Annotated in this window: 22 protein-coding genes and 1 pseudogene; 19 read left to right on the top strand and 4 right to left on the bottom strand. The window is 69.1% G+C overall.

Features of this window, described 5'->3' with window-relative positions; all coding sequences use genetic code 11:
- Positions 1-11 precede the first annotated feature (11 nt).
- Together AC1RCS_RS08775 and AC1RCS_RS08770 are read right to left on the bottom strand one after the other, a co-directional pair.
- The gene (locus tag AC1RCS_RS08775) at positions 12-1,178 is read right to left on the bottom strand and encodes an efflux RND transporter periplasmic adaptor subunit (RefSeq protein WP_492245943.1); all 1,167 of its coding nucleotides are present in this window, start codon (positions 1,176-1,178) and stop codon (positions 12-14) included.
- Between the two features lie 2 nt (positions 1,179-1,180).
- Positions 1,181-1,903, bottom strand: a complete 723-nt coding sequence (locus AC1RCS_RS08770) for a TetR/AcrR family transcriptional regulator (protein ID WP_218295043.1) — start codon at positions 1,901-1,903, stop codon at positions 1,181-1,183.
- 93 nt (positions 1,904-1,996) lie between these two features.
- On the opposite strand from AC1RCS_RS08770, the gene msrA reads away from it, so the two are divergent.
- Positions 1,997-2,536, top strand: coding sequence for a peptide-methionine (S)-S-oxide reductase MsrA (gene msrA, locus AC1RCS_RS08765; RefSeq protein ID WP_218295042.1), 540 nt, complete (start codon positions 1,997-1,999; stop codon positions 2,534-2,536).
- Between the two features lie 32 nt (positions 2,537-2,568).
- Here the strand turns inward: msrA and AC1RCS_RS08760 are convergent, their stop codons facing one another.
- The gene (locus tag AC1RCS_RS08760; protein ID WP_492245944.1) at positions 2,569-3,543 is read right to left on the bottom strand and encodes a class I SAM-dependent methyltransferase; all 975 of its coding nucleotides are present in this window, start codon (positions 3,541-3,543) and stop codon (positions 2,569-2,571) included.
- Between the two features lie 163 nt (positions 3,544-3,706).
- On the opposite strand from AC1RCS_RS08760, the gene AC1RCS_RS08755 reads away from it, so the two are divergent.
- The 14 genes and pseudogenes from AC1RCS_RS08755 (at position 3,707) to AC1RCS_RS08690 (ending at position 19,163) form a co-directional block, all read left to right on the top strand.
- Positions 3,707-4,543, top strand: a complete 837-nt coding sequence (locus AC1RCS_RS08755) for a DUF6597 domain-containing transcriptional factor (RefSeq protein WP_492245945.1) — start codon at positions 3,707-3,709, stop codon at positions 4,541-4,543.
- A gap of 219 nt (positions 4,544-4,762) precedes the next feature.
- A complete protein-coding gene (locus tag AC1RCS_RS08750) occupies positions 4,763-5,188 on the top strand; it encodes a Fur family transcriptional regulator (RefSeq protein ID WP_218295321.1) in 426 nt (141 codons plus the stop codon).
- Complete coding sequence (locus AC1RCS_RS08745; RefSeq protein WP_218295039.1) at positions 5,185-5,865, top strand: ABC transporter ATP-binding protein; 681 nt, start codon at positions 5,185-5,187, stop codon at positions 5,863-5,865. Before AC1RCS_RS08750 ends, AC1RCS_RS08745 begins: the two co-directional genes overlap by 4 nt.
- The gene (locus tag AC1RCS_RS08740; protein WP_492245946.1) at positions 5,862-7,100 is read left to right on the top strand and encodes an ABC transporter permease; all 1,239 of its coding nucleotides are present in this window, start codon (positions 5,862-5,864) and stop codon (positions 7,098-7,100) included. Before AC1RCS_RS08745 ends, AC1RCS_RS08740 begins: the two co-directional genes overlap by 4 nt.
- A gap of 37 nt (positions 7,101-7,137) precedes the next feature.
- A complete protein-coding gene (locus AC1RCS_RS08735; RefSeq protein WP_218295037.1) occupies positions 7,138-7,392 on the top strand; it encodes a hypothetical protein in 255 nt (84 codons plus the stop codon).
- A gap of 221 nt (positions 7,393-7,613) precedes the next feature.
- Positions 7,614-8,210, top strand: a complete 597-nt coding sequence (locus AC1RCS_RS08730; protein ID WP_218338597.1) for a DUF3299 domain-containing protein — start codon at positions 7,614-7,616, stop codon at positions 8,208-8,210.
- 56 nt (positions 8,211-8,266) lie between these two features.
- On the top strand, positions 8,267-8,770 hold the full coding sequence (locus tag AC1RCS_RS08725; RefSeq protein WP_492245947.1) for a hypothetical protein: 504 nt from the start codon (positions 8,267-8,269) through the stop codon (positions 8,768-8,770).
- Positions 8,771-9,029: 259 nt separating this feature from the next.
- Positions 9,030-11,159: a TonB-dependent receptor domain-containing protein gene (locus tag AC1RCS_RS08720; RefSeq protein ID WP_492245948.1), complete on the top strand. Its 2,130-nt coding sequence runs from the start codon at positions 9,030-9,032 to the stop codon at positions 11,157-11,159.
- Positions 11,160-11,319: 160 nt separating this feature from the next.
- Positions 11,320-13,503: a TonB-dependent receptor gene (locus tag AC1RCS_RS08715; RefSeq protein ID WP_492245949.1), complete on the top strand. Its 2,184-nt coding sequence runs from the start codon at positions 11,320-11,322 to the stop codon at positions 13,501-13,503.
- Entirely contained in the window at positions 13,503-14,240 is a 738-nt protein-coding gene (locus AC1RCS_RS08710; protein ID WP_218338594.1) for an ABC transporter ATP-binding protein, read from the top strand. The genes AC1RCS_RS08715 and AC1RCS_RS08710 overlap by 1 nt, the downstream gene beginning before the upstream one ends.
- Positions 14,237-15,640, top strand: coding sequence for a DUF3526 domain-containing protein (locus AC1RCS_RS08705; RefSeq protein ID WP_492245950.1), 1,404 nt, complete (start codon positions 14,237-14,239; stop codon positions 15,638-15,640). Before AC1RCS_RS08710 ends, AC1RCS_RS08705 begins: the two co-directional genes overlap by 4 nt.
- A 35-nt stretch (positions 15,641-15,675) precedes the next feature.
- Entirely contained in the window at positions 15,676-16,980 is a 1,305-nt protein-coding gene (locus AC1RCS_RS08700) for a DUF3526 domain-containing protein (protein ID WP_492245951.1), read from the top strand.
- A 97-nt stretch (positions 16,981-17,077) separates the two neighbouring features.
- Positions 17,078-17,200 (top strand): annotated as a pseudogene (locus AC1RCS_RS08695) (IS481 family transposase); the annotation flags it as partial.
- Positions 17,201-17,540: 340 nt separating this feature from the next.
- Complete coding sequence (locus AC1RCS_RS08690; RefSeq protein ID WP_492245952.1) at positions 17,541-19,163, top strand: PAS domain-containing protein; 1,623 nt, start codon at positions 17,541-17,543, stop codon at positions 19,161-19,163.
- Positions 19,164-19,857: 694 nt separating this feature from the next.
- On the opposite strand, the gene AC1RCS_RS08685 is transcribed toward AC1RCS_RS08690, so the two are convergent.
- The gene (locus tag AC1RCS_RS08685) at positions 19,858-20,394 is read right to left on the bottom strand and encodes a hypothetical protein (protein ID WP_492246000.1); all 537 of its coding nucleotides are present in this window, start codon (positions 20,392-20,394) and stop codon (positions 19,858-19,860) included.
- Between AC1RCS_RS08685 and AC1RCS_RS08680 the strand changes: the two genes are divergently transcribed.
- From AC1RCS_RS08680 to AC1RCS_RS08665, 4 genes are all read left to right on the top strand, one after another.
- Entirely contained in the window at positions 20,369-20,449 is an 81-nt protein-coding gene (locus tag AC1RCS_RS08680) for a hypothetical protein (RefSeq protein ID WP_492255611.1), read from the top strand. The two genes, AC1RCS_RS08685 and AC1RCS_RS08680, sit on opposite strands and share 26 nt — an antisense overlap.
- A gap of 77 nt (positions 20,450-20,526) precedes the next feature.
- Positions 20,527-20,925, top strand: a complete 399-nt coding sequence (locus AC1RCS_RS08675; protein WP_492245953.1) for a hypothetical protein — start codon at positions 20,527-20,529, stop codon at positions 20,923-20,925.
- A gap of 171 nt (positions 20,926-21,096) precedes the next feature.
- A complete protein-coding gene (locus AC1RCS_RS08670) occupies positions 21,097-21,813 on the top strand; it encodes a response regulator transcription factor (RefSeq protein ID WP_218295027.1) in 717 nt (238 codons plus the stop codon).
- Entirely contained in the window at positions 21,810-23,180 is a 1,371-nt protein-coding gene (locus AC1RCS_RS08665) for a sensor histidine kinase (RefSeq protein WP_492245954.1), read from the top strand. The genes AC1RCS_RS08670 and AC1RCS_RS08665 overlap by 4 nt, the downstream gene beginning before the upstream one ends.
- The last annotated feature ends 80 nt before the right edge of the window (positions 23,181-23,260 follow it).

Raw genomic sequence — 23,260 nt, 5'->3', positions numbered from 1 at the left:
GTGCGGCGCGGTCAGGGGGCGGTGCGGGGCACGGAGGCCGGGGCGGCGGGCGCGGCAGCCGCCACGGCGGTGCCCTCGCGCAGCTGTCCGATGCGGCCGGCGATCACGGGTGTGCCTTCGGCCACGCCCTCGATGGCGACCCAGGTCTGGCCGCTCAGCACCGACCGCGCACCGGTCTTGACCTCCACGTAGGCCACGCGGCCGTCCTTGAGCGTCTGCAGGTAGGGCGCGGGCTTGTCGGTGCGCACGGCATCCAGCGGCACGGCCAGCACCTCGGCGCGGCCGGTGTCGAGCGTGCCCTGCACGAACAGGCCCTGGCGCAGCGGCGTTTCGCCCCGGGCCTGCTCCACCCGCAGGTAGACGGGCACCGTGCGGCTGCCGGCCTGTGCGCTGGGGTTGATGCGCGCCACGGTGGCGGGCACGGGCACGGCCGAGCCTTCCATGGTGAGCTGGGCCTTCTGGCCCACGCGCACGGCCAGCGAATCGGCGGGGCTCAGCAGCGCCTCCAGCTCCAGGCGGGAGAGGTCCACCACCTCGATGATGCGGGCGTCCACGGCCACGCGCTCGCCGGGCTGGGCCAGGCGCTGGGCCACCAGCCCGGTGATCGGGCTCTTGAGCACGGTGTCGTCGAGCGCCTTGCGCGCCACGTCGGCGGCCGAGACGGCGGCCTGGTGGCTCGACTGCGCCGCCTCCAGGCTGGCCTGCGAGGTGACCAGCGCCGTGGGCGAAATGAAACCCTGGTCCACCAGCGCGCGGTTGTTGGCGTATTGCCGCTGGTTGATGTCCACCTGGGACTTGGCGGCATCGGCCTGCTGCTGCGCCTGGCGCAGCCGTGCGCGGGCTTCGGTGGGGTCGATGCGGGCGATTTCCTGGCCGGCCCTGACGCTGTCGCCCTCGCGCAGGATGAGGCCCTGCAGTTCCCCGCCCACGCGGGCCTTGACCATGGCCGACTCGACCGCCCGCAGCGAACCCGACACCGGCACTTCCAGCGTGAGGCTCTGGCGCCGCACGGTGACGATCTCGTCCGCGGCCAGCTGCAGCGGCGCCTGCGCCTTCTGGGCGCTGGCCTCGCTCAGCGCCTTCTGCTGCGCCTGGCGGGCCGCCATGGCGCGCCACGCGCCGCCGCCCAGCAACACAACGACGATGGCTGCCGCCACCCAGGGAATCCAGCGTTTCATGGTCAGGCGCCGCGCACGGGCGGAGAAGAAGAAGGGGAGGAGGAGGGAGGGGCGCACGGGGGTGCATCGGGCCGCACGAGCAGCCCATGCAGCACGTTGTCGATCTGCGCCTGGATGAACAGCTCGGGCTGCAGGCCCAGGCCGTCGGGGATGCAGACCGCCAGCGAGTGTTTCCACATCATCAGGAAGATCATGGGGGCCAGCACCACGTGCACGATGTAGTCGAGCGCCACCGGCCGGAACTCGCCGCGCTCGATGCCGCGCTGGATGATGCGGCGGATCAGCCCCTGGCCCGGCTGGATCACTTCCTGCTGGTAGAACTGCATGATCTCGGGGAAGTTCTGGGCTTCGCTGAACATCAGCTTGGTGATGCCCGAGGCCTTGGTGGAGCCGATGCGCTCCCACCACACCTCGTAGCAATAGCGCAGCAGCTCGGCGGTGGTGCCTTCGAAGGTCTCCAGCTCCTGCGTCCACTCCTCGAAGCGGCCGGCGATGTTGTGCCGCACCACGGCCTTGAAGAGTTCTTCCTTGCTGGGGAAATACAGGAACAGCGTGCCCTTGGAAACCCCGGCACGCGCCGCCACCTCATCCACACGGGTCGCGGCGAAGCCCTTCTCGACAAAAAGGTCCAGCGCCGCTTCCAGCAGCTCGCCAGGACGGGCTTCCTTGCGGCGCTCGCGCTTGGTGCCCGGGGGGGCGGAAGAGGGGTTGGGCGTGGGGGACAAGGGAAATTCTGTTAATGACTGACCGGTTAGTAATGTAGCAAGCACCTGCCGGAGCGTCAATTCATAATCGCAAAGCACAACCAAAGGACCACCATGACCTTGCAAACCATCACTCTGGGCGGCGGCTGCTTCTGGTGCACCGAGGCCGTGTTCGACCGCGTGCGGGGCATCACCGACGTGGAGAGCGGCTATACCAACGGCCACACGCTGAACCCCAGCTACGAGCAGATCTGCCGGGGCGACACCGGGCATGCCGAGGTGGTGCGCCTGACGTTCGACGCCGACGAGATCAGTCTGGAGGAGATCCTGGAGATCTTCTTCCATACCCACGACCCGACCACCCTCAACCGCCAGGGCAACGACGTGGGCACGCAGTACCGCAGCGGCATCTACTACGACAACCCCGCGCACGGCGACATCGCCCACGGCATGATCCGCCAGATGTCGCAGGACAAGCTGTTCGGCGCGCCCATCACCACCGAGGTGAAGCCGCTGGCCAACTACAGCGCGGCCGAGGCCTACCACCAGGACTACTTCGCGAACAACCCGAACCAGGGCTACTGCGCCTTCGTGGTGGGCCCCAAGGTGGACAAGTTCCGCAAGACCTTCGCCCGCTATCTCAAGCCTGCGTGACGGCGCGGCCGTGACGCAGGCCGCGGCGGTGGTCACCGGGCCGCCGCGGGGGCCCGCGCACCCACACGCACCCGCACGACGCCACCCAGCAGCCCGCCCAGCACCCGCTGGCGCGGCGTGCTGGGCCGGTGGGCCAGCAGCGTGCTGCGGATCATGGCGGGCGTGATGAACTCGGGGGGCTCGAAGCCATGGCCCGCCAGCAGGGCCCGCAGCTCGGCATCGCGCAGGAAACACCGCCAGGGCTCGCCCATGCGGCCGAAACGCCGCGCCATCAGGCCCAGCGCCAGCTTGCGACCCCATTGCAGCGCCCCCGGGCGGCGCACGTAGTCAAACACCAGCACGCTCCCCGGCGCCGCCCCGGCACCGATGCGCGCGAGCGTGGCCTGCACGGCCGAGGGGGCGAGGTACATCGTCACGCCCAGCCAGGAGAACACCGTGCGCTGGCCCGCGTCCAGGCCCTGGGCCGCCAGCTGCTCCATGAAATCCTGGCGCTCGAAGTCCACCGGCACATAGGCAGCCCCCGGGGGCATGCGCAAGCCCGCCGAAGCGGCCAGGCCCCGCTTCCATGCCTGGGTGGACGGGTGGTCCACCTCGAACACGCGCGCCAGGCCGCGCGGCCATTCACCGCGCAAGGCAAAGGTGTCCAGGCCCGCGCCCAGCACCACGTACTGGGTGGCCCCGGCGGCCACGGCCTCGCGCAGCGTGTCTTCGGCAATGCGGCTGCGCACCGCCAGCGCGCCGCGCATGGCCTGCGAAAAGCTCCCCGCGTCCCTCGCAAGGCCTTGCGGGCCATCGCCCTCAAGCGCCTGCCGCACCTGCGCGGCCCCGGCGGGGCCCAGGATGTCCAGCGCCAGCGGGTCGGCGAAGATCTCGCCGCCCTCGATCAACTGGTGCCGGGCGCGCGCGATGCCGCACAGCAGGGCGGTATGGCTGGGCCGGGCCGATGCCAGCAGCGGCTGCTGCGGGGTGGAGGGGGCAGGTGCGGCGGAGCGGGGTGTGGGTGTCATGGTGCGGGTGATTCTGGCGCGCACCGGCGGTGCCGTCTTGAACGTTTTCGCCAGGCGCGGCGTGCCGCAGGCCTGGCGCCTGGTGGTCCAGCGTTGGGATCCGGGGCGGACCTGTTTACGATGCGGGCCTGTGCGAATCCGGTTCCAGCTCCCTTTTGCCACCGTGGTCCTGCCGCCTGCGCCGCTGGCGGGGTGCATCCGCGCGTACATCACCAAGGACACCACGCGCCGGGCGCACGGCACGACGCAAGGCCCACAGCTCAACCGCTATCCGGCCTCGGTGTACTGCGGCATCGCCTGGTACCTGGAGGGCAGCTCCGAGCAGCTCGGCCCCGGCCAGCAGGCGGTGCGGGCGCTGCCGGCCACGCTGCTGCTGGGGCCCCAGACCCGGCCGCTGGTGACCCGCAACCCCGGCCCGGTGCGCACCTTTGGCGTGGTCTTCCATCCGCAGGCATTCCACCGGCTCACGGGCCTGGACATCAGCACCCTGGTGGACGGACTGCTGCCCGTGCAGGACGTTCTGTCGCCCGCCTGGCTCGCGCTGTGCGACGGCGTGCGCGCGGCCGCCAGCGATGCGCAACGGATGGCGCTGCTGGAGGACTTCGTGGCCAGCCAGGAACCTGCGCATGCCGAGGCCCCTGCGGCGGGCGCCGCCGCGGCCGTGCGGTGGATGCGCGAATTGCAGGCCCACGCTGCCGCCCGGGGCCTGGGGGGCAGCCTGCGCAGCCTGGAGCGCCACGTGCGGACCTGGGCCGGCCAGTCGCTGCGGCGCCTTGGCTGGCTGTCGCGGGCGGAAACCGCGCTCACGCGGGCCCGGCTGGAGAGCGAACAGTCGGGGCACGCGCCACGCTGGCACGACGTGGCGCTGGGCGCGGGCTACGCCGACCAGGCCCACCTGTGCCGCGAGACGCAGCGCGTCACGGGCCAAAGCCCCTCCGAGCTGGCCCGGCGCGTGCAGGCCGAGGACGAAAGCTACTGGCTTTACCGCCTCTGGTCCTGAGGCCTCGCGCCCCGGGACGGTGCTGGCGCGGCGGCCAGAAGGCACTGAAGGGGCGGGATGGCCCGTGCCCACGGGCGGTGATTGCCGCCGCGGGGTGCCGGCTGCCTGCATAATGCAAGCTGATTGCGTTACAGGCGCCGCCGCCCCGCACCCGCCATGCCCACACCCCGCCGCTCCCCCGCCACAGTGCCCGCCGCCACCTGGACCTTGCCCGCCGGCATGCGCGCCACCCGTGCCACGCGGGCACTGGCGGCGCTGTACGCGGCGCGCCCCGAGGCTGCGTTGTCCGAGGCAGAGGTGGAAGCCGCGCTGGCTGGCGCTGGCGCCCCCGTCAACAAGGTCACCGTCTACCGCATGCTCGACCGGTTTGCCGCCGCGGGCCTGCTGCACAAGCAGGTGGATGCCGCCCGCGTCACGCGCTACGCGCTCGCGCCGCAGGGCGACGACGGCGCGGCGCCGCGCTTTGAATGCGATGACTGCCACCGCCAGTTCCGCCTGTCGCAGGGCTCGGCCAAGGTACGGACCGCGCTCAGGCAGGTGCTGCAGGCACTGGCCACGGCGGGGCATGAGAGCCTGGCGGTGGACATCGCGGTGCGCGGCCGCTGCGCGGGCTGCGCGCACCCTGCCGAGGGCGCCGCCGCATGATCCGCACCCGGGGCCTTTCCTATGCCTACCCCGGCGGCGACGCGCCGCTGCGCTTCCCCGATGTGGATCTGCGCCAGGGCGGCACGCTGCTGCTGCGGGGGCGCTCGGGCACCGGCAAGTCCACCTGGCTGTCGCTCATCGCCGGCCTGCGGGGTGCCAGCGGCGGCGATCTGTTCGTGGCGGGCACCCAGTTGGGCACGCAGCGGGGCGCCGAGATTGACGCCTGGCGCGCGCGCAGCATCGGCTTTTTGCCGCAGAAGCTGTACCTCTCCAGCGCGCTCACGGTGGCCGACAACCTGGCGCTGGTCTACTTTGCCGCCGGGCTGCCGCGCGACGATGCCGCCATCACCCGTGCCTTGGCGCAGGTGGGCGTGGCCGAACTCGCCACGCGCCGGCCGCACCAGCTCTCGGGCGGGCAGGCGCAGCGCGTCGCGCTGGCGCGGGCCGTGCTGCTGTCGCCCGAGCTGCTGCTGGCCGACGAGCCCACGGCCAGCCTGGACGACGAGGCCGCCGCCGATGCGCTGGACTTGCTGCGGCAAAGCGCCGCCGCCTGCGATGCCAGCCTGGTGATTGCCACGCACGACCAGCGCGTGGTGCAGGCCCTGGCCAGCGCGCAGATGCTGGATTTGAACGAAATTGGCCCCGGGCGCTTGCAGGACAAGCGCGAAAAGCTATGAATTCAGTAGCAATCAAGCTGGCCCGCCTGTCCTGGCGCTACCTGTGGTCGCGCCCCCTGGCGGCCGTGCTCAACCTGCTGGTGCTCACGCTGGGCCTGGCGGCCATCACGCTGGTGCTGCTGGTGGCCACGCAGCTGGACAAGGCGTTCGAGCGCGACCTCGCGGGCATCGACCTCGTGGTGGGCGCCAAGGGCAGCCCGCTGCAGCTCATCCTGGCGGGGGTGTTCCACATCGACGTGCCCACGGGCAACATTCCGCTGCAGGAGGTGCAGGCGCTGCAGAAGAACCCGCTGGTGGCGCAGGTCATCCCGCTCAGCCTGGGCGACAGCTACCAGGGTTTTCGCATCGTGGGCACCACGCCCGACTACGTGGCGCACTACGAGGCCGCGCTGGCCGAAGGCGCGCTGTGGCGCCAGCCCATGGATGCGGTGCTGGGCGCCACCGTGGTGCGCGGCATTGCCAGGGCCGGCCATGGCGGTGCGCCGCTGGTGGGCGCCACCTTTGTGGGCAGCCACGGGCTGGGCGGGGGAGGGCACGCGCACGGCGACCACCCCTACCGCGTGAGCGGTGTGCTGGCGCCTTGCGGCTGCGTGCTCGACCGGCTCATCCTCACCAGCACCGAATCCGTCTGGATGGTGCACGAGAGCGCCATGGCCACCGATGACGAGGACCTGGAACTGCTGAAGGACGACCGCGAGGTCACCGTGGCCCTGGTGCGCTACCGCACGCCGCTCGCCGCCGTCACGCTGCCGCGCCGGATCAATGCCGACACGGGCATGCAGGCGGCCGCGCCCGCCATCGAGGTCACGCGCCTGCTGCGCCTGCTGGGCGTGGGCGCCGATGTGCTGCGCGCCTTTGGCGGCGTGCTGCTGGCCGTGGCGGCCCTCAGCGTGTTCATCGCGCTGTGGAACGCGGTGCGCGAACGCCGCGCCGACCTGGCCATGCTGCGCATGCTGGGCGCGCCGCCGGGCCGCGTGGCCGGGCTGGTGCTGTGGGAGGCCCTGTGGCTGGCCGCCATGGCCTGCGCCCTGGGCCTGCTGCTGGGCCACGGCCTGGCCCACGCGCTGGGCTGGGCACTGCAGGCACAGGGCCTGCTGCCCGTCAGCGGCCTGGTGTGGCTGCCCGCGGAGGCCGGCGTGCCGCTGCTGGCCGCCGGCGTGGCGGCCCTGGCGGCGTTGCTGCCAGCGATGCAGGCCTACCGCACCGAGGTCGCGGACCTGCTGAGCCAACCCTGAATTTCCATTTCCGACCCACCGATTCGAAAGGTTCACCATGAAGAAGCTCTTCACCGCCCTGGCCCTGGCGCCCCTGCTGCTGGCGGGCGCGCTGGCGCATGCCCAGGGCGCGCATTCCGACAAGGAAACCAAGGCCGATGCCGAGCGCCACCGCGCCATGGCCGCCGCGCACGAGGCCGCCGCCAAGTGCCTGGAGGCCGGCAAGGGCCACGACACCTGCCAGAAGGAACTCCAGGCCGCGTGCAAGGGTCTGGGCATTGGCAAATACTGCGGCATGCGCCACATGCACTAAAGCTCCCCCCTGAGGCGCTGCGCGCCTTCCCCCCTGAGGGGGGACGCCCCGGTGGCCCTGCGGAGCCGGTTCCACGGGGGCACTGGCAGGGGGGCGCGCCGGTTTTGTCGGGCGCAGCCGCAAATAAGGTCGGGTGGAGTCAAGTGGTTCCTCGACGGCGTTGATGCGGTCATGGAACAGTTGGCCCTGTGCGCACGGGGCGTTCACGGAAGGGGATTTTTATGCACCATCGTTTGTTGCCTCGGTTTGTGCCCGGGCGCTCTGTCGCTCTGCCTTTGGCGCTGGCGTTGGGTGTCGGCATCTCCGGCACCGCCCTGGCACAGGGCCAGCCTTCCGCGGCGCCTGCGCTCAGTTCGCCCTTGCCGGCGGGGGCTGGGGGTGCGCCGGTGGCGGGTGTGCCGTCGGGCTCCGGTGCGGGCTACCACAGCCCGAACAGTCCCATCGCGCCGCTGCCGCAGCGCAATGACGTGATCCCCTGGTCGGTGCTGACCGACCTGACCAAGAAAACGACCAAGGACGGCATCCTGCCCGTGTTCAACGACGCGCAAAAGGGCATGGACAAGACCACGCAGCGCATCCAGGGCTTCATGATGCCGCTGGACGCCAAGGCCACGCAGACGCACTTCCTGCTCACCTCGGTGCCGCTGACCTGCTCGTTCTGCCTGCCCGGCGGGCCCGAGAGCATGGTCGAGGTCAAGGCCAAGACGCCCGTGCGCTATTCGCTGGAGCCCGTGGTGGTCGAAGGCAGGTTCACCGTGCTCCACAACGACCAGTACGGCCTGTACTACCGCGTGGTCGAGGCCGTGCCGGTGAAATAATCGCAGGTTGCCGGCGCTTTGCCTGTCCGCGCCGCCCCCGCCCCCTATTTTTTACCGTGACCTCCGCCTTCCGCCCCCGACCAGCCACGCGGCCACATGCCCTGCGCGGCGCGGGGCAGGGTGCGCGCGGGCAAAAGCGGGGGAGTCGCCGCCTGCCGTCGCAGGTGGTGCGGCTGGCGCTGGCCTGGCTGCTGCTGGCCCTGGTGGCCGTGCCCACGCTCGGTCGCCTGCACCAGGTGGTGCACGGCGGCGCGCTGGACCGGGTGCATGCGGGGCAGGCGCTGTCTTCCGCCGCATCCGCGGCGTCCATTGCACCAGGGGCCGCCCCTTCGGCGAGCGGCCACGGCCACGGCCTGCTGCTGCCGCTGCTCCTGGGCCACCACGCTCCCGTCGATTGCCTCGTGCTCGACCAGCTCGCGCTGGGCGATGCCCTGCACAGCGCTCCCCTGGCGCTGCCCCATGCGGTGCCGGCGCAAGCACCGTCCACCGACCCCGCGGGGCGCGTCGCCGTCGCGCATGTCGCGCTGTTCCAGGCGCGCGGCCCGCCCGGCCGGGCCTGAAGCACCACGCCCCGGGCCTTTTCCACGCGCCGGCCGCCCCCGCCTCTGCCGCAGGGCCGCGAACGCCGCCGGAGCAGGTTCCCCCACGGCGCACCCCGTGCTTCGTTTACATCAAAACTCCTGATTTCATAGCTGCCAGCGCTTGACCATCAAGCGCTGGAGGCATTTTTTATTCATGGCTTCCCGCCCCGTGGCGTGAAGCCGCGCGCTGCTCGCCTGGCCTGGCCGGCGCGGCGCGCCCCCTGTTGCAAGCATCACCATGATCCACACCTCCTTTGCCCCTTGCGCGCCAGCGCGGCGCGCCCGTCCAGCCCTCCACCCCGTGGCCCTGGCCGCCATGCTGGCGCTGTCGGGCGCGGGCAGCGCCCACGCGCAGGCCGCGCCCGCCGCCGCCGGCCCCGCCACCGAGGCAGCGCCCAGCCTGCCGTCCGTCACCGTGTCGGCCAGCGGCCTGCAACTGGGCGCCAGCGACATGACCACGCCCGTCACCGTGCTGGAGGGCGACGAGCTCGTGCGCCGCCGCGAGGCCACGCTGGGCGAGACGCTCAACAGCGAGCCCGGCATCACCAGCAGCCACTTCGGCGCCGGTGCCAGCCGCCCCATCATCCGCGGCATGGACGGCCCGCGCGTCAAGGTGCTGAGCGACGGCGCCGAGCTGCACGACGCCTCCACCATCAGCCCCGACCACGCCGTGGTCTCCGAGCCCTTGCTCGCCACGCAGATCGAGGTGCTGCGCGGCCCCTCGGCCCTGGTCTACGGCAACGGCGCCGTCGGCGGCGTGGTCAACGTGCTGGACGGCAAGATCCCCACCGCCATCCCGCAAAAGGGCTACGAAGGCAGCGCCGAGCTGCGCGCCAACACCGGCGCGGGCGAAGGGGCGGGGGCCTTCTCGCTGACCGGCGGCGCGGGCAACCTGGCCGTGCACGTGGAAGGCGTGGCGCGCGACGCGGGCGACTACCGCGTGGGCAAGGGCTGGGCCCCCGAGGGCGAGCCCGCCCGCAAGGTGCTGGGCAGCTTCAACCGCACGAACACCGGCAGCGTCGGCCTGTCGTGGGTGGGTGAGCAGGGCTACCTGGGCGCCGCCTACACGCGCCAGAGCGCCAAGTACGGCCTGCCGGGCCACAACCACAGCTTCGAGGGCTGCCACACCCATGGCGACCACCTGCACTGCGGCGCCCACGCGGGTGAAGGGGAAGACGGCCACGACCACGGCGCCGAAGAGCATGGCGACGTGCCCGTGGTGGACCTGCGCAGCGAGCGCTTCGACATCCGGGGCGAGCTGCGCAACCCCTTCGCCGGCTTCTCGGCGCTGCGCCTGCGCGCCGGCGTCACCGACTATGTGCACGACGAGGTCGAGGACGGCGCCATCAGCACCACCTTCAAGAACAAGGCCTACGACACGCGCATCGAACTGCAGCACGAGCCATTGGCCGGGTTCAAGGGCGTCGTCGGCCTGCAGACCTCGCAGCGCAAGTTCAGCGCCGAGGGCGAAGAGGCCTATGTGCAGCCCACGGTCACCCGCAAGCTGGGTTTCTTCGCGCTGGAGGAATACCGCGTGGGGGACTGGCGCTTCGAAGCCGCCCTGCGCCACGACCGCCAGACCGCCGAGGCCCAGGCCAGCGGCATCGAGCGCAGCCACAACGGCACGTCGGCATCGCTGGGCGCGGTGTGGAAATTCACGCCCGGCTACCAGGTAGGCACCTCGTTCACCCGCGCCAGCCGCGCGCCGTCGGCCGAAGAGCTGTACGCCCAGGGCCTGCACATGGCCACCAGCACCTATGAGCGCGGCAACGCCGACCTGCGCTCCGAGATCTCGCAGAACATCGATGTGAGCCTGAGGAAGACCAGCGGCGACACCACCTTTGGCGTGAGCATCTTCCGCAACCGCATCAACAACTACATCTACGGCCGCACGCTGGATGCGGTGGACGGGCTGCAACTGCTGCAGTACAGCCAGGCCGACGCCACCTTCACCGGCATCGAAGGCCAGGTGCGCCAGCGCCTGAACCGCAACCTGGGTATCACCCTGTTCGGCGACACCGTGCGCGCCCGGCTCAACGACGGCGGCGGCCTGCTGCCCCGCATCCCCGCCACGCGCGCGGGCATCCGCCTGGACGGCAACTGGCAAGCCTGGGAAGGTCAGGTCGAATGGGTGCAGGTGGCCCGCCAGAACGGCGTGGCGGAGTTCGAAACCGCGACGCCGGGCTACGGCATGCTGAACCTGGGGGTGAGCTACAACGGCCAGTTCAGCAGCGGCACGCCGTGGCAGGTGTATCTGAAGGCGAACAACCTGACGGACCGCCTGGCGTATGCACACACCAGCTTCATCAAGAACGCGGCGCCGCTGATGGGGCGCAACGTGACGGTAGGGGTGAAGGTGGCTTTCTAAAAGCTGGCCGCATTGCGCGGCCTGCCCAGCCCCATTCACTCACTCGCTCACGTACTTCCAAGCGCACTCTGACTGCCGCCGATCCCTCGGCGGTTGGGCAGCGCGTGCGCGCGCTCGTACTCGTGCCCGTACCCCAAATCGTCCGTTGACGAAACCCGCCATGAACCCAACCCGTTTTTCCCCTTCTCCATCGCGCAGCCGTGCTGCGCTCAACCGCAAGCCCGTTGCCAAGCTCACTGCTGCCGCACTGGCGGCGGCACTGGTGCCGTGGGCCCATGCACAGACATCACAGGAACCTGCCGCAGCTTCCGCATCAGAAGCAATCACCCAGCCCGCACGCGCTCTTCCGGCAGTGGACGTGCTGGGCACGACCGCCGCCGCCACGCGCACGCCCGGCGAACGCGCTGCCGTCACGCTCCAGCCAGGCGCACTCCCCGCAACGGTGCAGCAACTCAACCAGGACGACATTGCCAACACCAATGTTGGCCGCGATATTTCCAACATCTTTCGCCGCGTGCCCGGCGTGCTGGCCAACAACATCGACCAGGGCGAAACCGGCAACGGATTTCGCATGCGCGGGTTTGCCACCCAGGGCACGCACGGCGCCGATACCGCCGTGTATGTTGACGGTGTGCCGCAGAACATTCCGTCCAGCCAGGGTGGGGCAGGGCACGGCCCGGTGTTTCTGGAATGGCTCCACGCCGACCTGATCGACGGCGTGGACGTCATCAAAGGTCCTATCTCTGCCTTGTATGGCGACCAGAACCGCGCAGGCGCTGTTGACATCCGCACCCGCAACGGCGGCAGTGCCACGCCGTCTAGCGTCAGTATCAGCGCCGAGCGCCATGGCCTGCGCCGCAGTACCCTGGTGCTGTCCAGCACCATTCCCACCAGCTTTTCCACCATCGACTCGCTGTGGATGGCCGATGTGTACCACAACGATGGCTACCGCTATGCGTCCCGCACCGGCCGCGACACGTTGTTCTGGAAGCTGTCTACCCAGCACCAAGGCGCCCGCTACAGCCTGCGCGTGATGCGCTACGTGGCCGACTTTGATGCGCCTGGGTATCTGCTGCTGCCCGCGCTGGAAGCTGGGCTGGACCCACGCTCCACCCAATCGAACAACGCCGGCTTCGGGAATGCGCGGCGTACCAGCCTGGTGTTCAACCGCGCCCCGGCCGAAGGTGAGGCGGGATGGTATGCCACGGCCTATGCGGAAAGCCTTAATCGCAAACGCGGCATCACGGCCAACGCCACCCACCATACGGTGGGCGTGGACGACCGGGACATCTTTGGCGCGCGCGTGCTGCACAACACCACGTTTGGCAACGCCGCCATTGCCTTCGGCGCCGAGCTGCGCAAGGACCGTGGCGACGCCTACCGCCAGATCTACGTCAACCGCGCACCATCGGCCAGCTACGTCAATGCGCAAGACCTGGACCTGCTGACCTACGGGCTGTTTGCGCAGGGCCAGTGGCGCGTGACCGATACCCTCAAACTGAGCGCCGGTGCGCGCTACGACCGGTTTGACTACGACATCGCCAACCTCAAGCTGCCCGCGGCCAGCACCGGCTACGACAAGGGCGTGTTCACGCCCAAGCTGGGCGCGTCGTGGTCGCTCACACCGCAGGTGGAGTTGTTTGCCAACGTGGCCGAAGGCATGCGGTCGCCTTCGGCCGAGCAGATCAGCAGCAGCGGCGCCACTGGCCCGCTGGGTGCGACAGGCGGTGTCATCAGCCAGATCGCGCCTAGCAAGGTGCGTTCGTTCGACTTGGGCTTCACCGCATCGCCTGCCAGCGGCTGGACAGTGTCGGGCGTGGGGTACGCCATTCAGAATTCCGACGAAATCGTGGGTCAGGCCGATGGCTCTTTCAAATCGGTGGGCGAGACCACGCGCAAAGGGCTGGAGCTGGAAGCCCGCTGGCGCGCCAGCAGCGCCACCAGCGTGTACGCCAGCAGCGGCAAGATCCTGGAGGCCAAGGTGGACAACCCGGCACCCAATACCGGTGCAAAGCTCACGGTGCCTGCCACGCAACTCAAGGCCGGGGCCCAGCACAAGCTGCGGCTGGGCGAAGGCCAGCTCACACTCAATGCAGATGCCTACCTGATCGCGGACATGCCGTACTACGTAGGCACGCCCGCCACGCAAGAGCGCACCATGCCTCTGTACACGCGCTATGACCTGCGCGCCACGTACGACTGGAAGCAGACGCAGCTGTCGCTGTACGCCACCTTCCAGCCCCACCGCTACGGCACCGAAATCGCCTACGGCAGTGCCGCAGGGCTGATGATGTCGCCCCTTCCCCGCAGCACGTTTGGCGCCACGCTGCGCTACTTCTTCTGATGGAAGCCGCGGCCATTCTTGAGACCCGCGCCCTCACCATCCGACGGGGCGACCAGGTCTCGCTGCAGGCGCTCAACCTAGCGGTCACGGCGGGCAGCGTGTATGCGCTGCTGGGCGGCAACGGCGCGGGCAAAACCACCACGCTGAACGCGCTGCTGGGTTTTGTTCCCGCCGCGTCGGGCCAGGCACTGGTCAACGGGGTGGACGCCTCGCTGCAGCCGCAGCAGGCACGCGCTCACCTGGCGTATCTGCCCGAGAACGTGGCGCTGTACCCCTACCTGTCGGGGGTGGAGAACCTGCGCTACTTCTGCAAGCTGTCAGACATTGCACTCGACAGCGCGCAAGCGCACGACCTGCTCACAGCGTCGGGCCTGGCACCCGATGCACAGGGCCGCCGGGTTGGCGGGTATTCCAAGGGCATGCGGCAAAAGGTAGGCCTGGCGATTGCCAAAGCGCGCCGTGCCCGTGCCATGCTGCTGGACGAGCCCACCTCCGGGCTGGACCCTGCTGCTGCCAACGAGTTTGCGCAAAGCGTGCTCCAGGCCAAGCAGGGCGGTATGGCCGTGCTGATGGCCACACACGACCTGTTCAATGCCATTCAGGTGGCTGACCGCATCGGCATCCTTCGCGAAGGGCGCCTGGTGGCGGAGTTTGCCGCGCACGACATCGCCCACAACGAGCTGGAGCGCATCTACCTGCAGCATGCGCGCGGCGTGGTGGAGGACACCGCACCATGATCGCATCCATCGCCGCCAAGGAGATGCGCGCGTTGCTGCGCGACGGGCGCTTGTCGGGACTCGGGCTGGTGCTGGTACTGCTGTTGGCGGCCGTGCTGGTGTCGGCCGTGCACCAGCGCCAGGTGGCAGAACAGGAGCGCCATCAGGTCGAGGCCGCCGCGCGTGCGCAGTGGGATCACCAGGGCGACCGCAACCCCCACCGTGCAGCGCACTTCGGGCTGTATGCGTTCAAGCCTCAACTGCCACTGGCCAGCGTAGACCCTGGCATCCATGCGCGCACCGGTCAGGCGCTGTGGCTGGAGCCGCACAAGCGCAACATGGCGCAGCACGCACCCGCCGCTGACGCCGCCCCGTCCATGGGCCTGGGCGACTTCACCCCGGCGTTTGTGCTGCTGGCGCTGGTGCCATTGCTGCTCGCCGTGCTGGGCCATGGCTCTGTCACGCAAGAACGGGAGCAGGGCACCCTGCGCATGCTGCATGCGTGTGGAATGCGCGGCGTGCCGCTGGTACTGGGCAAGTGGCTGGGGCTGTGTGCCAGCGTGGCCCTGGTGCTGGCACCCGCTGCGCTGGTTGCAGGCTGGCTGCTGGCTGCACGGCAGGGTGCGGCTGAGGCCGCAATGCTGCTGGCGGCGCTCGGTGCGTACTACGCCACCTGGGCGGCCGTCACGGTCGGGGTGTCGTCCAGGTGTCGCACTTCGCGCGGCGCGCTGCTGGTGTTGCTGGCGCTGTGGGTGGGCTGGGTGTTCATCGTGCCGCGCCTGGCGGCGTCCACGGTCGAGGCGCTGGCGCCACTGCCCACGGGCGAGGCGTTCTGGGCCGGTATCCAGCGCGACATTGACCAGGGCCTGCCGGGGGAGGGCAGCGCCGCCCAGCGCATGAAGGCGTTTGACGCACAACTGCTGGCCGACAACGGCGTGGCGCGCCTGGAAGACCTGCCCTTTGGCGCCAATGCCAAGCGCCGCCTGTTCAGGGATGCGTATGCCACCAAGGTGTACGCACTCCATTTCGGCCAGTTGTGGGACACGCAGGCACAGCAGCAATACCTGCTGCGATGGCTGACCGCCGTATCGCCCTACGCCCCGATGCGGGCCGTGACCAGCGCACTGGCGGGCACCGACCTGGCCCACCAGCAGCACTTTGAAGAAGCCGCCGAGCAATACCGCGAGCGCTTCACCACCCTGGTGGACGAATGGGACCTGCAAGCTACCCAGGGGGTCACTTCGTTCGAGAGCCGCTACGCAGGCAACGCGCTGTGGCAGGCGATTCCGGAATGGACTTACACACCACCCGGCATCGGCTTTGCGCTGCGCCACAGCGCCGCTGACTGGGCTGCCCTGGCGGCCTGGCTGCTGGCGGCCCTGACGGCACTCTGCCTGGGCGCCAGGAGGCTGAACCCTTGACGGCCCTTGTCACCTCTACAACCACAACCCGTCGCATGCCATATCCACGCCTCATCCATTGGCAGGCCGAGGGCCTGCGCTTGTACCGCCAACCCGTGGCGTGGTGGGCGCTGGCTGCGCTTTTGCTGGTGCTGTTGGCCTCTGCCACCGTGGCGGGCCTGGACGCCCGAGCCTGGCGCCAAGCCGCAGCGCAGGACGAAACCGCATTCGCCGACAAACTGCACGCCCAGCAACTGCGCCTGCAGGCCAGCCCCGCACCCAGCGCGGCCAGTGCCACCGCCACCTACCAGCTGGGCCGCAGCGATCTGGGCGTCACCCGCATGCCGGTAGAGGCAGGCCTGGCGCTGGGCGTGCAGCGGCTGCAGGTCTTGCCGTCGCGCACCAAGGCGTCGCTCGACACCCGGCATGTCGATTCGCGCGACCCGGGTCCGCTGCGCAACCCTTTGCTCACGGACACCGGTTTGCCCGGCCTGCCAGCCATGGTGGCGCTGCTGCTGCCGCTGGTGGCCCTGGTGCTGTGCGCCGGGCTGCTGCAGGAAGAGCGTGAGCAGGGCCGGCTGGGCCTGCTGCGGGTGCAGTCGCACTACGGCATCGGCCCCATCCTGCTCGCCGCTCTGGGCTGCAGGCTGCTGGCGCTGTGGATGGTTGCGGTGGCAGCCACCATGCCGGCGCTGCTGCTGGACCCTGGTGCCACCGCTGCGGTCGCCTTGCAGTGGGCTGCCGCGCTGGGCGCGTTCTGCGCGTTGTGGGTGGCACTGGGCGGCATCTTGTCGTGCCTGCCCATCAGCGGCGCCACCAGCATACTGGCTGCGCTGGGGCTGTGGCTGGCGTTGACGTTTGCCGTGCCCGCGGGTCTGGTGTTGCTGGCGCAAAAAGCCGCGCCCCTGCCATCGCGCCTGTCAGCCGTGGTGGCCCTGCGCGACGCACAGCACCAGGCCGAGGACAACGAGCAGGCGCTGGCCGAAGCCTGGTACGACGAACACCCGCACATCCCCGCGCAACAGCCCGCTGCATGGCCCGCCAGCTTTGTAGTGCGCGTGCTGGACCAGGACGAAACGCTGCAGCCCTTGGTGGAACAGTTCCGCCAAAGCCGTGTACGGCAAGCCCAACAGGTGTCGGCATGGTCATGGCTGTCACCCGGCCTGGCGCTGGCGCTATATGGCGAACGGCTCGCCGGCACAGATGTGGACAGCCACACGCGCTACCAGCAGCAGGTGGACGCATTTGAGCAGCGGTGGAGAGCGTTCTTGGTGCCGCGCGTGATGAGCAAACAGGGAATGCGGGTCGAAGAACTGCGGCAGCTGCCTCGGTTTGAAGAACCACATGGCCACCCTGGCTAGATGTGAGGATTCAATAGGTTGTATCCGGTGTTCATCCGGATTGGGTTGAGAAACTGCAAGTCGCCAAACACCCAGTCGACTCAGGACACCCAACCGAATGAACATCCATAAGCGCGCCCGACTTACGTTTGCCCGTCGCCTGGAGATGGTCCAGCAGATGACGCTGCAGGGCCTGAGCGCTGCACAAGCCGCTGCTGTACAAGGTGTCCGACCGCCCACAGCCAGTTCAGCAGCGGTGCGCCGTGGCAGTCGCACCCTCAAGGCCGACAACCGGACGGGTTGGCTGGCCTACGCACCTACATCCTTTGTCAAGACTGCCGGGCCGTTGGTAAGGCGCAATCTGACGGTGGGCGTGAACGTGGCGTTCTGACGGGCGATGCCGTCGTGATGTGCACGAGCGCCCGCAGGGGGAGGGCGTTGCTGGCTTGCACCCTATCGCTGCACCAAACCACCGAAACAACGGGGCCGCAAGTGCCATAAACCCGTGCCATACTTGATCTTACGTGGTTGATTTTGCTATCCGTTGGATGTATTTGCCCCCCTTTTTGCAACAGCCCTGCATGCCCACCACTCCCACGCCGTCCGCAAAGCTGCTGCAACTGTTACCCGAGGCGGTGGTGCAAACCGATGCGCTGTGGGAGATCACTTATCTGAATCCGGCGTGGCACAAGCTCACCGGCCATTCGGTGGCGGCGGCGCTCGGCAGGTCTTTGCTTGAATTCGTGCATCCCGACGACATCGGCACCATGCGCTCGGGCATGCCGGTGTTCCGCTTGCGCTTTGCCGACGCGGACTATCGCTGGGTGCGTCTGCAGCTCCACCCGGAGACGGATGCGGCGGATCGGGTGATCAGCCGCCAGGGTGTCCTGATCGAGATCACCGAGGTCACCGAGCAGGTGCTGGTGGAAATTCGCCAGCGCTTTCTGCGCTTGCTGGAAACCATTGATGGAGTGGTTTGGGAAGCTGAAATCGGCGTGGGCAATACCTTTCTGAGCCCGCAGGTCGAACGGTTGTTCGGCTACTCCGTGGAGGAGTGGCGGGCCGACCCCGGCTTCTGGCGGGCGCATGTGCATCCCGATGATCTGGAGGCGGCCTTGGTGATCGACGATGCCGCCTACAACGCCACGCACAGCCATGCCTACGAGATGAGCTACAGGCTGATTGCCAAGTCTGGCAAGGTGGTATGGGTGCGCGATCTGTGCCGTGCAGTGGTCGAGCCGGGGCGGCCGAACCGCATGATCGGCCTGATGATCGACGTCACCCAGCAGAAGAACACCGAACTCGAGTTGTTGCGCTCCGAAAACCGCTATTCGCTGGCGACGCGCGGATCCAATGACGGCATCTGGTATTGGGACTTGCGAACGGATGCCCTGCATGTGTCCGGGCGTTTTCTCCAGATCGTCGGGCTGGGTAGCGCCGATATTGTGCATAGCGGAGGCTGGCGCTTTCTCGAGCAGCTCATCGATCCCGAGGATCGCGGGCGCGTGCAGGAGGCCTACCGCAGGCACCTATCGGGGAACAGCCCGAACTTTTCGGTGGATTTCCGCGCTTTCCACGGGGCGGGGCGGCTGGTGTGGGTCAATTGGCGCGGGCTCGCCGAGTTCGAAGACGGCGTTGCGGTGCGCATGGCGGGCTCCTTGAGCGATCTGGCCGAACGTGGCAGTTCCTACGATGCGCTGACCAACTTGCCCGGCCGGCCGTTGTTCCGCGATCGCCTCGCTCATCTCATCGCGCTGCACCAGAACGAGGTGGCGAACGGTGGTGGCATGCCGACACGCGATGGAGCCACGATGTTCGCCGTGCTGCTGCTGGATCTCAACAGTTTCAAGGCCGTCAATGACAGCTACGGGCACCACGTGGGCGACCAGCTATTGCAACAGGTGGCACGGCGGCTCGAATCCTGCGTGCGGACGGGGGATCTGGTCGCACGCATGGGTGGCGACGAGTTCAATGTGCTGCTGGAGTCCATTGATCCCGCTGAAGCCAGCCAACGCGCGGAGCAGATTGCCGCCGCCCTGGAAGTGCCATACGTGATTGGCAGGCACACCGTGATCAGTGGTGCGAGTATCGGATTGGCCAGCAGCGCATCCACGCTGGCGACGGTCGACGACTACCTGCGCGCTGCAGACACCGCCATGTACCGGGCCAAAAGTCAGTCATTGGGCGTGTGCGTGTTTCCATAAAGCGTGCCGGGGACAATTGCCTGCGAGGCTGTCGCATGGCTTGCCTTCCTCATCCCCTTCTGGTTTTCGGTGGTTTCGCTGGGGTGCTTCCAATGTGGAACCAGGGGGGTTACTGCTGGTCGATGTGCTGCCTCCGATGGAGGCCGGCAATCGAACATGTTTTTGGACTTCTGCGCTTGTTCATCAAGCGCTGGCAGCTATCGTAAATATAGCAATCGATGACACCCCGGCCTCGCGTTGACCGTGGCAGGCCTTGACGGATGGGGCACGCTTGGCGCCAGCCAACCCAAGGGGCCTTGCCTTGATCAGGACGAAAAACGGGCTCTCCAGAGCTTGGCGCGCTGGCACCTGAACACCGGCACTTCAGCGACGAATTCAAAGATGCCGGTTAGAAGACCGGTCACGGTGCCTGGAGCAAAGGCGGGTCAAGCGGGATACGCCGGGCCCGGATCCAGGGCGCAACCGCGCGGCCCGCACGGGTAACATGCTGAGGCGCCGAGGCTGGCATGGGCGGCGCTTGGCGCAGTCAAGGGGGACCCAGTGCCCGGGACGGCGCAACGTGCTCACCAACCGTGGAAACCAAAATGTTCAAAAAGATCGTCTGGAAGTGGCTGGGATCGCTTGCTTGTTTGCTGGGCGCTGCGGGGGCGGCTCAAGCGCAGTCCACCACCTACGTGGCCACCGCGGCGGGCAACTACACGGGTTTCACAAACTTCACGGTGTGCGGCACGCCACTGTGCCAGAACTTCACCACGGCGATGAACACGTCTGGCTCGTTCACGACCACCGCGCCGCTGGCCGCCAACCTGGCGTCTGCACAGTTGGGCGCCTTGGTCTCGGCCTTCAGTTTTTCAGATGGCCTCACCACGTACACCCATGCAGACCCGAACGTCCGGGTCTGGAACTTCCGCGTCACGACCGATGCGAGCGGCGCGATCACGGGTGTGAACATTCTGATCCAGCGCTGGATTTCTGGCACGGCTCCCCACGGCATCGGTGACCGGTTTTCCTTCTTTGAGACCAGCACCACATCAGCAAGGCACAACATGTTCTGCAGCGGGATCGCCGTTTCCACCGCAGGCGTGGCAGATTCATGCGGCTTCGCCGGCAGCGATACCAGCACCTCTTCTGCAATCCCTGTTTCGCTGGTGTGGTCTGCCGCGGTGGCGGCTTCTTCCATACCAACCCTTTCCGAGTGGGCGTTGATGGCCATGGCGGTGTGGATGGCCATGGTGGCCTTGCAGCGGCTGCAGCGCCGTGACGGCAAGCGCCACGGGCAGCGCTGACGTCACCGGCCTGCCAGCTCAAGCTGCCGCCGGCGCACGCCGCACCATCCCGCCAACCCCTTGCGCGAGGTGCCCGGTTGCTGGATTTCATCTTCGTGCTGCCGACGTTCGTCCGGGCCTGCGGGCCGATTCAGGCCACTGCCGAAGGTGCCCGGCAGGCCTTCTTTTCTTTCGGAACGCAGATGAACCGCGAAGCACTTCATGGGCTGCTGGTGAACACGCTGGGGCTGGTGCCCCAGCCGTTGGCGAACGCCGTGTCGTGCACCTACTTTCACCAGAAGGTGGAATGGCATCCGGCGCGCAGCACCCGGGTGTTCCGCGTCCTCTTCGATGCCGGCGGGGAGCCCGACCGCATCCAGCTGTGCGCGTCCTCCGACAACAACAACACGGTGCTGATCGGCCGCCCGTTCAGCGCCCGGGCTTTGACGGAACTGGCGGTTCAGGAAATAAGGCGGATCGAGGCGCGGACGGCCTAGAGAAGGGACAGGGCGCGGCGGGCAGCACAGGCCCTTGTGCGGGCTGGCGGGGTTTCACCCACCGTGGGCCGCGCCCGCCCGCGCCGCGCTCCGCACGCTTTCGACTTGCTTTCACCCGGCCTCCGTAGAAGCACAGTGGCCGGCCCCCCGGCGGGAGGGCATGATCGCGGGATGAAACTGCTGTTGGTGGAGGACGATTTTGACCTGGCCGGCGCCCTGAGCCGCAGCCTGGTGGCGCGCGGCTTCGAGGTGCTGTGCTGCGCGGATGGCAAGGAGGCCCTGGCCGCGGCGCGGCGCACGGCCTTCGACGTGATCACGCTCGACCTGTCGCTGCCGGGCCTGGACGGGCTGGAGGTGCTGCGGCGCCTGCGCGACGGCGGCAGCACCACGCCCGTGCTGGCGCTGACGGCCCGCGCCGCGGTGACCGACCGCGTGGCCGGGCTGGAGGCCGGGGCCGACGACTACCTGGCCAAGCCCTTCGACCTGGACGAGCTGGTGGCGCGCCTGCGGGCCCTGACGCGGCGGGTGGGGCGCGACGGGCAGCTGCGCTGCGGCGCGCTCTACCGCGACCCGGCCAGCGGCGTGTTCTACAACGAGGCGCTGCCGCTGGACCTGTCGCAGCGCGAAGCCGAGCTGCTGCGGCTCCTGATGTCGCGCATCGACCGCGTGGTGAGCAAGGAAGAGCTGCGCACGCAGGTGTTCGCCGACACGGGCGAGCAGGTGCAGGCCGACGCGGTGGAGGTGGTGGTGCACCGCCTGCGCAAGAAACTGGTGGGCACCAATGCCGAGATCGTGACCCTGCGCGGCGTGGGCTACCTGCTGTGCGACGCCGACAGCATGGCCGCGCAAAAGGGCGACAAATCGGACAAGGGCGGGGTACCCCGGTGAGTGTGCGCAGGTGGTGGCGGCCGTGGCGCCCCCGGGGCGGTTCGCTGCACCGGCTGCTGCTGGTGTGGCTGCTGGTTCCACTGTGGGCGCTGGTGGCGCTGATCACCCTGGTGCAGGTGGCACAGCAGGTGCGGCACGATGCCGCCGCGCAGGACGAGGCACTGCGCGCGGCGCTGGCGGACTGGCCCGTGGCGCCCCCCGACACACTGCCCACGGCGCACGGCTCCACGCCGGTCTGGTATCGCGAAAGCAACCTGGATGGCGAGCGCCTGGCCGGCAGCGTCGCCCTGCCGCGCGTGCCCCCCGCCGAAGCCGCGCGGGGCCCGGGCAATGTGCATTTCTACCTGGCGCAGGCCGGGGACCAGCTGGTGCGCGTGGGGGTCACGCTGCATCCGCCCCCGGCTGCGCAAGGAGGGCAGGGCGCCGCCCCCATGGTGGTGCGCCAGGTGGCCCGCCCCTGGAGCGAACGCGCGCCCCGGCTGCCCAGCCTGGCCGTCGGCGGGGCGGGCGTGGGCGGGATGTACCTGCTGGCGCTGGCCATGACGGCCATGGTGGTGGTGGTGGCGCGCGTGGCATCGGGCTGGCTGCTCCATGCCGATGTGTCGCTTACCCGGCCGGGCGCCGGGAACCCGGGCCACGGCGACGAAGGCCCCTCGGAGCTGGCGCCCGCCGTGCGGCACTTTGGCGAGCTGCAGCAAAGCCAGAGCCGCTGGATCGACGAGCAGCGGCGCTTTCTGGCCGATGCCACGCACCAGCTGCGCACCCCCATGGCGGTGCTGCGCACGCAGCTGCAGTCGGCCATTTCCGGCGACGTGCTGGTCGCCGATGCGCTGCACCAGATGTTGCACACGGTGGACCGGGCCTCCGGCCTGGCCAACCAGCTGCTGAGCCTGAGCAAGGTGGAGCAGCTCAAGCGTGTGGGCGAGCTGCCCGGCGTGGACCTGAACGCCATCGCGCGCGAGGCCGTCATGGAGCTGGCGCCGCTGATCGCCGCCAAGCGCCTGGATTTCGCGCTCGAGGGCCCCGAGGCGCTGTGGGCCCCCGGCGACGCCGCCCTGCTGGGCGAGCTCATGCGCAACCTGCTGGCCAACGCCATCCACCACACGCCCGCGCACGGGCGGCTGGGCGTGCTGCTGCGCGACAGCACTGGCCACAAGGAGGTGCTGGTGTGGGACGAAGGCCCGGGCATCGACGACGCCGTGCGCCAGCGGCTGTTCCAGCCGTTTTCCGCCGGCAAGGGCGGCGTGGGCCTGGGGCTGTCGATCTGCCGCCAGATCGCCGAGGCCATGGGCGCCGAGGTCACGCTGTTCAACCGCCTCGACCAGGGCCAGGTCATCGGCGTGGACGCCCTGCTGGCCTGGGGCTGAGCGCATGCCGTCCCACCCATGCCGGCTTTCGGTTTTTTTCACCCGCCAGTCCCGGACCTGGCATCGCATCCCGGCAAAGT

The sequence above is a fragment of the Acidovorax sp. GW823-FHT01C06 genome, assembly GCF_058798375.1.
The sequence above is the reverse complement of the archived record's forward strand: the minus strand, read 5'-3'. Positions and strand labels throughout refer to the sequence as shown.

Excerpts from the sequence above, each read along its gene's own strand:
- AC1RCS_RS08775 (WP_492245943.1), bottom strand. The coding sequence starts at position 1,178 with ATGAAACGCTGGATTCCCTGGGTGGCGGCAGCCATCGTCGTTGTGTTG.
- msrA (WP_218295042.1), top strand. The coding sequence starts at position 1,997 with ATGACCTTGCAAACCATCACTCTGGGCGGCGGCTGCTTCTGGTGCACC.
- AC1RCS_RS08760 (WP_492245944.1), bottom strand. The coding sequence starts at position 3,543 with ATGACACCCACACCCCGCTCCGCCGCACCTGCCCCCTCCACCCCGCAG.
- AC1RCS_RS08750 (WP_218295321.1), top strand. The coding sequence starts at position 4,763 with ATGCGCGCCACCCGTGCCACGCGGGCACTGGCGGCGCTGTACGCGGCG.
- AC1RCS_RS08745 (WP_218295039.1), top strand. The coding sequence starts at position 5,185 with ATGATCCGCACCCGGGGCCTTTCCTATGCCTACCCCGGCGGCGACGCG.
- AC1RCS_RS08740 (WP_492245946.1), top strand. The coding sequence starts at position 5,862 with ATGAATTCAGTAGCAATCAAGCTGGCCCGCCTGTCCTGGCGCTACCTG.
- AC1RCS_RS08735 (WP_218295037.1), top strand. The coding sequence starts at position 7,138 with ATGAAGAAGCTCTTCACCGCCCTGGCCCTGGCGCCCCTGCTGCTGGCG.
- AC1RCS_RS08730 (WP_218338597.1), top strand. The coding sequence starts at position 7,614 with ATGCACCATCGTTTGTTGCCTCGGTTTGTGCCCGGGCGCTCTGTCGCT.
- AC1RCS_RS08720 (WP_492245948.1), top strand. The coding sequence starts at position 9,030 with ATGATCCACACCTCCTTTGCCCCTTGCGCGCCAGCGCGGCGCGCCCGT.
- AC1RCS_RS08715 (WP_492245949.1), top strand. The coding sequence starts at position 11,320 with ATGAACCCAACCCGTTTTTCCCCTTCTCCATCGCGCAGCCGTGCTGCG.
- AC1RCS_RS08710 (WP_218338594.1), top strand. The coding sequence starts at position 13,503 with ATGGAAGCCGCGGCCATTCTTGAGACCCGCGCCCTCACCATCCGACGG.
- AC1RCS_RS08705 (WP_492245950.1), top strand. The coding sequence starts at position 14,237 with ATGATCGCATCCATCGCCGCCAAGGAGATGCGCGCGTTGCTGCGCGAC.
- AC1RCS_RS08700 (WP_492245951.1), top strand. The coding sequence starts at position 15,676 with ATGCCATATCCACGCCTCATCCATTGGCAGGCCGAGGGCCTGCGCTTG.
- AC1RCS_RS08690 (WP_492245952.1), top strand. The coding sequence starts at position 17,541 with ATGCCCACCACTCCCACGCCGTCCGCAAAGCTGCTGCAACTGTTACCC.
- AC1RCS_RS08680 (WP_492255611.1), top strand. The coding sequence starts at position 20,369 with ATGGCCATGGCGGTGTGGATGGCCATGGTGGCCTTGCAGCGGCTGCAG.
- AC1RCS_RS08685 (WP_492246000.1), bottom strand. The coding sequence starts at position 20,394 with ATGGCCATCCACACCGCCATGGCCATCAACGCCCACTCGGAAAGGGTT.
- AC1RCS_RS08670 (WP_218295027.1), top strand. The coding sequence starts at position 21,097 with ATGAAACTGCTGTTGGTGGAGGACGATTTTGACCTGGCCGGCGCCCTG.